Origin of the sequence: Pseudomonas sp. PICF141, from assembly GCF_002286815.1 — a bacterium.
Lineage (GTDB): Bacteria > Pseudomonadota > Gammaproteobacteria > Pseudomonadales > Pseudomonadaceae > Aquipseudomonas.
The window spans coordinates 20,512-32,513 of sequence record NZ_MUNM01000009.1 but is presented as its reverse complement, the minus strand read 5'-3'; the positions used below and the strand labels follow the sequence as shown (position 1 = coordinate 32,513).

Annotated in this window: 14 protein-coding genes; 11 read left to right on the top strand and 3 right to left on the bottom strand. The window is 51.8% G+C overall.

Going from position 1 to position 12,002, the window contains the following annotated elements:
- Both BZL43_RS00375 and BZL43_RS00370 read left to right on the top strand, forming a co-directional pair.
- Nucleotides 1–487, top strand: a 487-nt coding sequence (locus BZL43_RS00375; RefSeq protein ID WP_305884040.1) for a carbon starvation CstA family protein, incomplete at its 5' end; no start/stop codon positions are given.
- A gap of 15 nt (nt 488–502) precedes the next feature.
- Entirely contained in the window at nt 503–700 is a 198-nt protein-coding gene (locus BZL43_RS00370) for a YbdD/YjiX family protein (RefSeq protein ID WP_095630495.1), read from the top strand.
- Between the two features lie 113 nt (nt 701–813).
- Here BZL43_RS00370 and BZL43_RS00365 read toward each other — a convergent pair whose 3' ends face one another.
- The gene (locus BZL43_RS00365; protein ID WP_095630494.1) at nt 814–1,719 is read right to left on the bottom strand and encodes an amino acid ABC transporter substrate-binding protein; all 906 of its coding nucleotides are present in this window, start codon (nt 1,717–1,719) and stop codon (nt 814–816) included.
- 46 nt (nt 1,720–1,765) lie between these two features.
- Entirely contained in the window at nt 1,766–3,106 is a 1,341-nt protein-coding gene (potE, locus tag BZL43_RS00360; protein WP_095630493.1) for a putrescine-ornithine antiporter, read from the bottom strand.
- Nucleotides 3,107–4,223: 1,117 nt separating this feature from the next.
- On the opposite strand from potE, the gene BZL43_RS00350 reads away from it, so the two are divergent.
- From BZL43_RS00350 to BZL43_RS00310, 9 genes are all read left to right on the top strand, one after another.
- A complete protein-coding gene (locus BZL43_RS00350) occupies nt 4,224–4,904 on the top strand; it encodes a DUF3313 domain-containing protein (protein WP_095630492.1) in 681 nt (226 codons plus the stop codon).
- A 162-nt stretch (nt 4,905–5,066) separates the two neighbouring features.
- Nucleotides 5,067–5,528, top strand: coding sequence for a hypothetical protein (locus tag BZL43_RS00345; RefSeq protein WP_095630491.1), 462 nt, complete (start codon nt 5,067–5,069; stop codon nt 5,526–5,528).
- Between the two features lie 20 nt (nt 5,529–5,548).
- The gene (locus BZL43_RS00340) at nt 5,549–5,890 is read left to right on the top strand and encodes a hypothetical protein (protein WP_095630490.1); all 342 of its coding nucleotides are present in this window, start codon (nt 5,549–5,551) and stop codon (nt 5,888–5,890) included.
- Between the two features lie 377 nt (nt 5,891–6,267).
- The gene (locus BZL43_RS00335; RefSeq protein ID WP_095630489.1) at nt 6,268–7,092 is read left to right on the top strand and encodes a winged helix-turn-helix domain-containing protein; all 825 of its coding nucleotides are present in this window, start codon (nt 6,268–6,270) and stop codon (nt 7,090–7,092) included.
- On the top strand, nt 7,089–7,571 hold the full coding sequence (locus BZL43_RS00330; RefSeq protein WP_095630488.1) for a hypothetical protein: 483 nt from the start codon (nt 7,089–7,091) through the stop codon (nt 7,569–7,571). The genes BZL43_RS00335 and BZL43_RS00330 overlap by 4 nt, the downstream gene beginning before the upstream one ends.
- A gap of 281 nt (nt 7,572–7,852) precedes the next feature.
- On the top strand, nt 7,853–8,179 hold the full coding sequence (locus BZL43_RS00325) for a hypothetical protein (RefSeq protein WP_095630487.1): 327 nt from the start codon (nt 7,853–7,855) through the stop codon (nt 8,177–8,179).
- Nucleotides 8,180–8,236: 57 nt separating this feature from the next.
- Entirely contained in the window at nt 8,237–9,199 is a 963-nt protein-coding gene (locus BZL43_RS00320; RefSeq protein WP_095630486.1) for a helix-turn-helix domain-containing protein, read from the top strand.
- Between the two features lie 241 nt (nt 9,200–9,440).
- Nucleotides 9,441–10,241, top strand: coding sequence for an EAL domain-containing protein (locus BZL43_RS00315; RefSeq protein WP_256582775.1), 801 nt, complete (start codon nt 9,441–9,443; stop codon nt 10,239–10,241).
- 108 nt (nt 10,242–10,349) lie between these two features.
- Nucleotides 10,350–10,850: an outer membrane beta-barrel protein gene (locus BZL43_RS00310; protein ID WP_095630484.1), complete on the top strand. Its 501-nt coding sequence runs from the start codon at nt 10,350–10,352 to the stop codon at nt 10,848–10,850.
- 79 nt (nt 10,851–10,929) lie between these two features.
- Here BZL43_RS00310 and BZL43_RS00305 read toward each other — a convergent pair whose 3' ends face one another.
- Nucleotides 10,930–11,571, bottom strand: a complete 642-nt coding sequence (locus BZL43_RS00305) for a dTMP kinase (protein ID WP_095630483.1) — start codon at nt 11,569–11,571, stop codon at nt 10,930–10,932.
- Between the last annotated feature and the right edge of the window lie 431 nt (nt 11,572–12,002).

Genomic DNA, 12,002 nt, shown 5'->3' with positions numbered 1-12,002 from the left:
GGGTTATTTGCTGTACCAAGGCGTGATCGACCCGTTGGGCGGGATCAACACCTTGTGGCCGCTGTTCGGCATCTCCAACCAGATGCTGGCGGGTATCGCGCTGATGCTGGCAACTGTCGTATTGATCAAAATGAAGCGCCAACGTTACGTCTGGGTCACCATGTTGCCCGCCGTGTGGCTGCTGATCTGCACCACCACCGCCGGCTTCATCAAACTGTTCGACGCCAACCCGGCCATCGGTTTCCTGGCACTGGCGAAGAAATACAGCGATGCGTTGGCCAACGGGCAGGTCCTGGCCCCGGCCAAGAGCATCGAGCAGATGCAGCATGTGATCTACAACGCCTACACCAATGCAACGCTGACCGCGCTGTTTTTGCTCGTGGTGTTCAGCATCCTGTTCTTTGCACTCAAGGTCGGCATTGCCGCCTGGGGCACCAAGGAGCGTACGGATAAAGAAGCGCCGTTCCAGGCTTTGCCGGATGCTTGATGGAGGAGGGTGCCCATGTTCAATGACCTGAGTCGCCTCGGTAAATACCTCGGTCAGGCCGCGCGCCTGATGGTCGGCATGCCCGACTACGAAAACTACGTCGAGCATATGCAAACCAGACACCCGGACAAACCGCTGATGAGTTACGAAGTGTTCTTTCGCGAACGTCAGGAAGCCCGTTACGGCAGCAAGGCGGGACCGAAATGCTGTTGATGCGAAACCTTTAAGCGGCATTGTGCTTTAGAAGCCCGGCCTGCCGGCGATAGCGATCTTCAAGACGCTACCGTCGGCAAGCCGGGCTTTTTTGTTGTGTTTTTGGCTTGCCTCTACGGTATTGCGTAGACCTTGAACAGCTTCTTGTCCGTGTCAGTAATACCTTCCAGATGAGTGTCGTATGCCTGCTCGATCTCGCCCGATCGATACATTTCACTCAGCGCAGTGTCGACCAGCAAACGGAAATCTTCATCGTCTCGGTCCATTGCCATTGAAGTCGGCAAGTACTCGAAAACTCGATCCAGCAAGACCAGATTCCCTGCGGAATAGTTATTGGCGAGGAGCTTCTTGAGCATCATGCGTTCGGCGAAGAAGGCATCGGCTTTGCCGTCGGCGACAAGTTTGAGGCCCGCTTCAATGTTCTCGACCGTGACCAGGGTAGCCACCACACCGAGTAATCGCATCTGCTGACGGATCCATGCCTCGGTGACACCACCTGCGATGGCGGCATAGGTCAGGTTGGCCAGCCCCCGATTGATGGTCGCACGCCAGGTCGGCCCGGTATGGGCTACTTTGCCGTTTAGTACATTGAGCAACGCCTCAGGTGATTCCTGGCGCACCACTACCGAAAGGCCGGCCGTGTAGATTGGAATCGAAAAACTCACACGCTTGCGGCGCGCCAATGTGGGGGGCGTCGGCGTGCAGAGGAGGTCGATCTCGCCCGAGCTCACGGCATTCATCTCGTCGTTGACGACGACGGGGCGGTAACGTACCTGCAACGCGGGCAAATCCAGCTCCGTCTTGATTTTGTCGGCGACCTTCAGACAAAGCTCGATCGCATAACCGTTGGCTTTGTCGCCTGCCTGGACGGAAAAGGGAGCGAAGTCCGGCACATAACCGAGGGTGAACGTATTGCTCACCCGCACGCGTTCAAGGGTATTGGCACCGGCGAGTACCGGCACCATTGTGAGCAGGCAGACGAATAGCAAGTTAATGGCTTTGGTCAATCGTACGTTCATATCCTGGCGCCCCGTATCGGATGTCTGTGCTGTCCTGAAGATAAAACTAAGGATTGCCGGCCCTGATCTGAGCGGTTGGAGACGCATCGACAAAACGCTTGGAGAGGAAGCCATAGAGCAGATAGCCGAATGCAAGGACAATGAGGCCACCGAATACGGCATCCTTGCCGCAGGCATAAAGGGCATACAACGAATAGCCCACAGCGATCAGTAATAACATCGTGTTGCGGGTGTAGATCCCTGTACTGACTTTGGCTTTGTACATCATGACCAATAGACCTGTGGCAGCTGTCACGTATGGGATCAGGTTGGTCACGGCTGCCAGGCTGACGAGTTTTCCGAACTGGGCGCTGGCATTGGGCGAGATAGTCGACAGCGCCATCAAGGTTTGAAAGATGCCGCAGACGAGCATGCCGAGAATAGGCGCATTCCGTGCGCTGATCTTGCTGAAAAATTTCGGGAACATGCCTCGGTCAGCGGTCATTTTGGCCGTTTGCGCCAGGGTGAACTGCCAGCCCAGCAGCGAACCGACACAGGCCATCACTGCCAGCGCCATGACGATGTTGCCCACCGTGGGGTTGAACATCTGTGCATAGACGAGCGCGAAGGGCGCCGAAGAGTTGGCCAGTTCGGCATTGGGTACGATGCCCTGAATGACCGTAGTCGACAGTACATAGACCACTGCTGCGCCAAGCGTGCCGAACAGGCAGGCCAAGGGTACGGTGCGCTTGGGATCTTCCACTGCATCGGAAGCCTGTGCCGCCGATTCCATGCCAAGGAAAGCCCACAGGGTGAGGGGAATCGCCTTGCTGATGGCGTCGGAGATCGGCAGGGTATTCGGGTTCCAGGCGGCAATCAGCACATCGGGCTTGAACCAGAACCAGCCGATAATACTCAACCCGGCCACCGGGATGATCACCCCCCACACGGTAATCGCGCCGATCTTGCCGGTGATACCGGGACCTCCGAAGTTGGCCACGGTGGTCAACCAGAGCAGGCCAACCGTACCGATGAACAGAGGAATCGCGCCGCTGCCCAGCCAGGGCACGAACGGTGTCATGTAACCCACTGCTGAAATGGCGACGGCCACGTTAGCGATGCCCAGCGAGAGAAAGTACAGATACGAACAGAGAAAGAAGCCTGATTTGGCATGCGCCTCTTCGGTGTAGGCAGACAACCCGCCTGAGCGCGGGCAGTAAATGCCGCACTGGGAAAAGCAGTAAGCAATGGCCATCGAACCGACGGCAGTGACGATCCATGACAGCAACGAAACGGCCCCAAGTTGGGCCATGCTCGTCGGCAACATGATGATGCCCGAGCCCATCATGTTCACCGTCACCAGAGTGGTAAGCCCCATGAGGCTCATTTTCTTGCTTGAATCGGCCATCGGAAACTCCTTGATCTGCTCACCACATAGAACATAGTCCTGATTGCCGTAGTCATAGTCCGTCGAACAGATTTATCGCAGTGAGTTTTCGAATGTGCGGGCAACGCCCAGAGCGAGGTGAGGAGTGCGATAAAACGACTAAATAACCATTTAGTATAGCTACAAACTATTATGGCTATTTGCTTGATAGATAAACTATTCAAAGAGAGGGCGATTTTCAAATTCTCTACGCTGACGCAGTGATCGCGGTATCGGCTTTGGAGCCTCATATGGAGGCAGTTTTTTGATGCTTTATTTCGATCAACACGTCAGGGCTAGCTTAATGGAGATTAATCCATTCGTTGCTTGCTCAGGATTGGCCTATAGATCGTTTTCACTTGAATCAATCGGACATCGTTCATTACTACCATTTGGTAAACCGATTCAATACAGCCTGATTTTTCCATACGGTATGAATACCGGGCAGCGACGTTATCGCTGGGCAATATTTGCCGCTGTATATCTGGTGGCGTCTTAGCGGAATACGGTTTGATTAGTGAAGCGGGTTCACCAGGATCTGATTCTGCATTATGGAGATGAACCGTCGGCAGAAGCTCAGAGCGCAGTTTCCCGAGCGTGTACAGAGTTGTTGGAAAGCTGATGCAAGGAATGAGGGGCTTGGGTGAAATAAGGGGCTTCAAAATCCGCGTGCAACCAGGTTAACTCTGAAACACGTTGTTACGTGTAATGTATATTATGTTAAATGATGTGTCAGAGCGGAACTTCTACCAAAGGTTCTTTCTTGCGACTCCAGAAAAATGCTCTGCCAACGGGCCATCCGTGTTCATGGCGAGTCATTGAATGAAGTGGCTGCTGCCAGCTGGTAATGCGGCGCCGTTGCCCCTACTCATTCCATTCATCTACGTTCAACTCAAACTCAGGCTCCGCGCTTACAACACTGCTGCGGCACCCACAGTGACGCTTTTAATAGTTTTTGAGGGTTATTGATTCGGATTATCCGGCCCTTACCGGGCAGTATCCGCCCCGTATCGACCGACGTGCAGGCGCCAGCCATGCGTCGCTCAGTACTGGGGGCAGAAATCTGAACAGCAACTTTCATTACTTGAGAACAGAACACATGAGCATGTCGAATAAATGGATTGTGGGGATTGCCTTGAGCTGCGTGTTTCAAGTCGGGTGTGTCTCGAAGGTGGCGCAACAAGAACAATATTCGGGCTTTCTGCCCAATTATCAGGGACTAGAAGAACACACGACGCAGAGTGAACAGAAGGTGATGCGCTGGGTCGCGCCAGGGTTTGATCCCCATGCCTATACCACTGTCGTGTTCACGGAGGTTGAGTTGTATCCAGCGCCCATACCCACTGCGCGCGTCAACCTGAAAACCCTGGAAGATGTACAGATCATGGCCAGCGACAGTGTCCGAAACGCCTTGGTCCCCGCCTATACGATTGTCTCGAATGTGCAGCAAGCACCGGCCGACTCACGGACATTGATCCTGCAGGCGGCGATCACTCACGTCAGCGCCAACAACGAGGGCATGCATTGGTATGAGGCCGTACCGATCGCAGCTGTCGTCGGGGCCACGCAAGCAGCCACCGGCCATCGTGATCAAACTGCCGAGTTGTATCTCGAAATGGACCTGATCGATGCCAAAACCGGTTTGCCGGTCGTCAAGGTGGTTCGCAAGGTGTTCGGCGAGACATTGAAAAATGCCAGTCAGCCAATAGGCGCCAATGACTTCAAAGTCGCACTCAAAACCGTGACGACCGACATGCAGGCCCTGCTTTCCAAACAGTAGCTGACACGGGATACCCCATGGCAACGTTGACTTGCCTGCCATCCATTGTCTTGGTTTCGCACTGCGAGCAAACGGGCATGGGGTTTCGGAACGGCGGTCACGCTGCGTATCTCTGAACAATCTGTCAGGCCCCATGATGTCGCCTGGCGAGAGTCCGACTTGATGAAAATATCGACCCTTACCTTATCGGCCTGCCTGTTGCTCGCCAGTTCTGGTGCCTTGGCGGTAACGCTGGTTCCACTCAAAAACCAGACCTCCCAGAGCATTCAGCAAGACACCAGTGCCTGCCAGGCACAAGCCAATGCTCAATTTCCGACACAGAACACAGTGCCTTCCGGAGGTCGGATAAAAGGCGCTACCACAGCCGCGATTGCCGGCGCCACTGCCGCGCAGGTTCGCGGCCGGCAACATGACGACGTTTATGACCAGATCGACGACGATATCAAGCAGGACTATCGCCAGAACCGTGCGCGCAGTGCCGCTGCGGCCGGCGTGGTGGTCGGCGCCTCAAGACAACGTCAGGAGCGCAGACAGAATCTTGCCGCCACCGAGCAAAACATCACCGCCAACAACTCCGTGTACAGCAGTTGCCTGCAACAGCGCGGCTACAACGTTTTGCCTTGATCCACTTGAGGTCTCTACCGATGCATGTCTTTTTTGTACCCGTGGTTACCTTTGCTTCCTTGCTATTGACCGGTTGTTCTTTCTCCCCGAACACCCCGACTTCAACCCTGCAAACAGACAAGTCACCGGAACAATATGTCGATTGCGTCGAACCGAAATTGAAAGACAACAAACTCAATCCGACCGTATCTCGCAACAATCGCAGCTACACGATCGTGATGTCGAGCCAAGTAGCTGTCGACAACGTGCTGGCGGTTTACAAGGCAGAAAATGGTACCAAGGTGTATCTATACGAGCGCCCACTGACAGCCTCGACCTTTCTAGTATCCAGTCTTGAGCGTGCGGCGCTGGAATGCCTGTAGACTCGCCCTCCCCTGAAGTCATTTCACTCCCCTTCCTTTCCATCCTGCCCTGACCTTGTCGTGAGAACATGTTCAGGGACGCCCTGCCTCTTGATATTTGCAAGGCATGCATGGCTCTGCCTTGCAGTTTTCGGATAGCGCGAGATACTCATACCAAGCATCATGACCGCCCCCGATTGAAACCCCGTGGATTACCCTTGCTTGACGCCAGTGACATTTCCGAGAGCTATTCCAGCATTGTCTGCAAGACCTGATTGCCCCTTCCGCGCTTGTCCGCAAATAGTCGTTCATCTCCCCCGACAAGCACGTATTGCGTCTAACTCAGCCTCTCAATCCGTCTCTATACTCAGCCAGAACCAACTGAACGGAGGATTCCCATGCGCTACGCCTTCAAGTTGAAAAATGGTGCCATGGCCCTTTTCGACCCAGATACTGCCTTGCTTTCCATCACGACACTCTATGGCGATGTTCAAACCTCCACGATAGGTAGAGCTGAATCACGTCTACTGGATCTGCTGCTTATGGAGCCCGGTCAGACCAAAAGCCGTGAGGAGATTACCGACTACGCCTGGAATGACCGCGTCGTTGCCTCCGGCAGTTTGAACCAGGCCGTTTTTTCACTTAGAAACATTCTTAACGACAGTCGAGATCACGAAATCCTGATGACGGTTCCTCGAAGAGGATATTGCTTCAATCGTCAATATGTAGTCGATGCCCAGGCAGCGTTGCCGATGCCAGCAGATGAAGCGGTGCAGCCGTGCGCGCCCGTCATTGAAGAACTACCGCCAAGCGGGCGTGATGATGATCTTCCGCGACTTTCAGAAAAGACCAAAAAATCAAATTACATAACAAAAGCCCATTTTATCGGTTATTTCCTGACCTTGGGAGTTTGCGTTTACACAGGGTTCCATTCTGGCTTCGACACACCAAAAATAGAAGTTTCCAGCCTGAAACAGAACGACCTGTTCATCCATGCTGTAGGCCACTCGGTCGCTGAGGCTCAATCACTGAGGGATCTTTCGGCCAAACAGATCCAACAGTCCTCGCCCCATTTAAAAGGTCAGGTCTGGCTGAATCTCTATAAAACAAATTATTCCGTTTCGTGCGTCCGCCCGGATTCAAGCACAGCAAACTTACAATTAAATAGCGCTCAAAAAGACCTCGCACTGATGATCCGGCAATGTCTTGAGGCAACCCTATGAAACTGACAACACCTTCAATGACTCACTGGATAGTGCTTGGAATCATCAACGCCGCTTGCATTTTCTCTTTGCTTTATTCGCCATCTTATTACATGGAAAACATCAGTTATCAGACCATCACCCGACAATGGCTCGAAGACTTGAATCAGCTCAACACTGAGGAGTATCTGACTATCGGGCACGGCCGACTAACACAAACCTCTCTGGAAAACCTGAACGGAAAAATTCGTAACGCCACCATCACTGCAAATGTTATCCGGGAAAGCAATCATCACGTCCAGATAAAAATCAACAACGTTAAGCTGAGCCAGGACAACGAGTTATTCGCCATTGAAAAGACCCCCGATCTATTTTTCAGGCGCCAGTATGTCTTGCAGGAAGGCGCCGTTCTAAACTATGAGCTCATACCTGTCACCGATGACAACGCCGTATGTTTTTATGTGCACGAAACCGGCCGCTTGCGTTGCATGAGTCACTAAACCATCATTCAGACAATAAAAATAATAATTACTGATTTGAATCAAATCCCCCTCCCCCTTAAAAATCCTCCCGTTTTGGTGATTTTCCTGGCTGCTTTGCCTTCACGACCCGAAAAGGCGCTTCTCGCGCCTTCAGCAAATCGAGCCGATTGATGATTGAAAATATGAGTTTTTGACTTTGACAAGCCCCTCGGGGGCGAGACTATTCACAGGCCGAGCCGTGACAGTCATGCGGCGGGCACTTTGCTCTTATTGAAAAATCATCAACAAGGAAGCTCGTCATGCGGCTAAAAAACTTTGCCACCGTATCATTTGGTGTATTGCTTTCACTTAAGGCCATGGCTGGATACAAGGAGCTTTACAGCGTCGACCTGGCGTCTATTGAAAGCAACAAAAAGAAGCTTGACGATGAAAGTTCCAGTTACAGGATTTGCACAAGCTATCGTATCAATGATTATTTTGCCTTTGATGCAGCGGCCATCGGCGCTCAACAAACGGCAATCTTTGGTTCGAAAATAGCGCCGTGCAAACTTCAAAGCCTGTTGGATCTACCATTGAGTGATGCCTATGTTTTTTCAGCGGCGCTGGAACTCACGCCGACTCATTGACATAGAAGTCTGAACAATGGCTTGGCACTACTTATTAGCTGAAGAGCGTTAGACTCCATGAGCACAATAATTCCTGACGAAGTTTTTCATGTAAAGCCCATTGCCGCAAATGAACCCGATAGAATTATCGGCCAGTGGACAGTCAGCCTGATTTCGGCAGAGCATGAGGCAAGTATTCGACAGTTTAAGCTCGTTGAGAGTCTGACTCTCCAGTGCAGCCGGCTGGACTTCGATTCAGTTGTCACCCTGGACAGCTCTGTTCCTTCAGGCTTTATAACCATTGCCATTTCGCAGGCGCCCATTGGCCGACCCTCTGTCAATAATCATGAACTGCGGCCTAATGAAGTCGTCGTGCTGTATAGCGGCGAGCCCGTACAGTACACCTGCGAACCGAATGAAACTCTTTATACGCTGACCACGACACTGGAGCACTATGCACAATGCATCGATAAGCACTCAATTATCGATGTGCTCGCCCATCGAAAGAACCAGCGCTTCCAGGTTACAAACTTCAAATTAATGCAGTCTGCCATTCAGGTCGTCAACGCTTGTTTTACAGACATCAATGGCACCACCGAAAAACAGCGCAGGCGCTCGGAAGTATCAGACTTTGAAAGCGTGTTATTGATTTCACTCCTGCACGCGTTGACACCCGTTGGTCGCGCCAGACTTAAAACCCCGTCAAGAAGAATAGTTGCGACGGAAGCGATAGATTACATCCATGAAAACATTAACAAAGCGCTGAGCATGAAGTCATTGGTAAAACAGCTTGAAACCACAGCTCGCAGCTTACATCTTGGTTTCGTCGAAACGTTCGGAACCTCACCCATTGCTTACATTAGAAATCTCAGACTCGCCAACGCACGCCGAGATTTGATCCGTCACACTTGGCCTACGGTTACCGAAACTGCCATGTATTGGAATTTTCACCATTTAGGCCGGTTTTCCAAGGCCTATCAGAGTGCCTATGGAGAAATACCTTCGGAAACCGCAAAACGCAACGCAGAAAAACCGGTTTAAAAATCAAACTTAAAAAATAACAATTAATGTTTCTAATTTTCCACATTAATGGCCTACATTGCTTGCTAATTAGCCAGGAGAACGAACATGCGCTATCGATTAAATTCATTGCCACTCAAGCATAAAATCTTCTTTTGCATTGTCGCCTATTTGGGCGGTGTCGCATTGGCCTGGCTGATGAACAGTTAAAAATTCGCCTCTCTCCAGCCCGCCTAATCAAATCATGTTTTCCGGAGTTTTTATGATTGCCGCGTATAGAGCCTTACTTAAAACTTACCCATCAGCTTTATGCGCAACGGCTACAGTGGCTTTAATTGCATGGTTTCTTGCCGATCATTACGCAGACAGATTTTTTGGGCAGAGTTTGAGTAAAACCCATGAGTTGAATGACTTGAAATGGACGCTATTCATTGCCCTGGCTTTCCTGTTGGAAGCACTGCTTTACCTTTCATGGAGGATACTCAGGTATTACACCTCGACCGTCGTTCAGCTTCGCAAGGCCATCAGGGCGGACAAACTGGACGTGCACTACCAACCTATCGTTGATTCGAGGAAGGGATATCTGGTCGGTGCCGAATCACATTCTCGCTGGCACCCTAAAGGCGCTGCCATTGCGGCAGATGCGTTCATCTCAACGGCAGAGAAGTCCGAACTGATCTGCGAACTCACGCGCTCGGTCATGCGCCGTGTTGCGGAGGATTACAGCACCTATCTCTGGGCATGCAAGGATTTCTTCATCACCATCAATCTTACCGCCCACGACCTGCTCGACCAGACCTTTCCCGATTTTGTGGCCGGCATCATGACGACATACAACATACCGCCGTCCGCCATCGTTTTTGAAATCAACGATAGTGCCTTGTTAAATCACAAGGATGCAGCGACTCAATTGCACAGGCTTAGAGTGTATGGCCATCGTATTGCTATGGGTCACGTTGGCACCGGCTCTTTCAGACACGCTTTCACCGAACCGGCACTCCCTGTACATGCCTTGGCCAGGCGGTATTTTCAATGTCCGGCGAACATCAGATGCTTACAGTGACTGAATATTACTCATCAATATCAATCAATGACTTCTATTAATCCTCGCGACTACGCACATTCGGCAAACATCTCACAATCGACAACCTGTAGAAGGACAACACTTCTTATGCTACTTCGAAACCTAGGCTTCGTTTCCCTACTTTCATTGCTATCCTTTCAGGCACTTGCGGATGACAAAGGTTTGTATCTTGGTGCTGGCGTCAGCAATATTGAAACCGACGAATCAAATCTGAGCGATGAAGACTCCAGTTATAAGGTTTTTGCAGGCTATCGTCTCAACGGCTATCTGGCCTTCGAGGGCGCCTTCGTTGATCTTGGCCAATTCGAGGACAAGAATCTTGATTTCGATGGAAAATCGGTGCAAGCCAGTGCGCATGTCGGCTTCCCACTGGGAGAGCGGGTGCGCATTTTCGGTAGTGTCGGTGCTCATGCCTGGGATGCTGACGGCAACGCCAGCGATGATGACACCGGCGTGGACTTGACCTATGGGGCGGGTGTTGAAGTGGATGTGTTTCGCAATATCGGCGTCCGCGCTGAATATGAAATATTGGAGGTCGGCAACATCAACCTGAATCAAACAACGGCCTCTGCATTCATTCTTTGGTAACGCTTGCTTCAATTGAGCGGCCTTAAAGGTCGCTCAACGCGCCCCTTGAAGCATCACCGGTTCAGCCACCCGTGCACCTTCAATCAACGCCAGACAACGGCGCAGCCAACTTCGCCTGGACGCTATAGATCTCAGAAACCACCTGCATCGTTGCCTCTTCGATCGTTCCTTCATTGCGGCATAAAACCCAGCCGTGATCTGCGATCGCTCGCTCGAACGCCTTGGTACAAGCGACCTGTTCTTCCAGCTTATGGATCACCGTACTGCTCAGCCCACGCCCTCGTGCCGTTGCCCTCGCCCATGAAATTTCAGCTGTGGTGACAACCCCGACATGCAGGTCTGGCACTTGCACGTTTCGATCCATGTTCAACTTTAGAATCTCTGCAAACGGGACTATCCGGCGAAACGCGGCGTCAGACGGGTACCAGCGATCGATCAAGATGATGCTGCCTGGAGGCTGTTCAGCCAGTACGTTCCGGGAAATCCAGGTGCGGCTATCAGCAAAACGCGCACAAACTTCCAGCTCCAAATCCCGGGTGGGATTTCTGACGAGTCTGTTCACCAGGGCCATTGTTTCCCCCCTATAGGGATCGCTTTTTTTCTCGCAAAGTCGGATCACCTTTTTGTTGTTTGCCCTCAGTACTTTCGTAACGGCCTCCAACAGCGTGGTTTTGCCGGCGCCCTTGGGCCCATCCAGAGAAACAAACAGCGAACGATTCATTCTTCACATAACGATTGATATACGGTTTTTGTTGCCCTGTTCACTCGCTGCAATCGCTTGGCGCGACCATGCCGAATCGAGTGGAGGGTCCTTATGAACAGACATTGCTGAACACTCTAACCTTGTTTGGCTGACGGGTCTCAAAATCCAGGGTTACCGCTGCTTACATTGGATCAGTTGGCCCCTCGCAAGCGCCCTCTCCGCCATCTCAACGTGCCTGAGCCACCCTCTCCGCGTACCAGCTGCCACAGGCAGATCACTCGCCAGGCACGCGTCAACAGAACGTTATTTTTTCTAAACACCTAAAAACCATTCGCAACCGCTAATCAGTTAGTCCGGTTTTTTGACGCTCCTCCGATGCGCGGTCACAACTTTTGCTCTCCGCTGGGTCATAACACGGTGGCTGTCGATGGAATATTGGCATTCAACGA

Coding starts and splice junctions, on each gene's coding strand:
- BZL43_RS00320 (WP_095630486.1), top strand. CDS start 8,237: ATGAGCACAATAATTCCTGACGAAGTTTTTCATGTAAAGCCCATTGCC.
- BZL43_RS00315 (WP_256582775.1), top strand. CDS start 9,441: ATGATTGCCGCGTATAGAGCCTTACTTAAAACTTACCCATCAGCTTTA.
- BZL43_RS00305 (WP_095630483.1), bottom strand. CDS start 11,571: ATGAATCGTTCGCTGTTTGTTTCTCTGGATGGGCCCAAGGGCGCCGGC.
- BZL43_RS00345 (WP_095630491.1), top strand. CDS start 5,067: ATGAAAATATCGACCCTTACCTTATCGGCCTGCCTGTTGCTCGCCAGT.
- BZL43_RS00350 (WP_095630492.1), top strand. CDS start 4,224: ATGAGCATGTCGAATAAATGGATTGTGGGGATTGCCTTGAGCTGCGTG.
- potE (WP_095630493.1), bottom strand. CDS start 3,106: ATGGCCGATTCAAGCAAGAAAATGAGCCTCATGGGGCTTACCACTCTG.
- BZL43_RS00365 (WP_095630494.1), bottom strand. CDS start 1,719: ATGAACGTACGATTGACCAAAGCCATTAACTTGCTATTCGTCTGCCTG.
- BZL43_RS00370 (WP_095630495.1), top strand. CDS start 503: ATGTTCAATGACCTGAGTCGCCTCGGTAAATACCTCGGTCAGGCCGCG.
- BZL43_RS00310 (WP_095630484.1), top strand. CDS start 10,350: ATGCTACTTCGAAACCTAGGCTTCGTTTCCCTACTTTCATTGCTATCC.
- BZL43_RS00325 (WP_095630487.1), top strand. CDS start 7,853: ATGCGGCTAAAAAACTTTGCCACCGTATCATTTGGTGTATTGCTTTCA.
- BZL43_RS00340 (WP_095630490.1), top strand. CDS start 5,549: ATGCATGTCTTTTTTGTACCCGTGGTTACCTTTGCTTCCTTGCTATTG.
- BZL43_RS00330 (WP_095630488.1), top strand. CDS start 7,089: ATGAAACTGACAACACCTTCAATGACTCACTGGATAGTGCTTGGAATC.
- BZL43_RS00335 (WP_095630489.1), top strand. CDS start 6,268: ATGCGCTACGCCTTCAAGTTGAAAAATGGTGCCATGGCCCTTTTCGAC.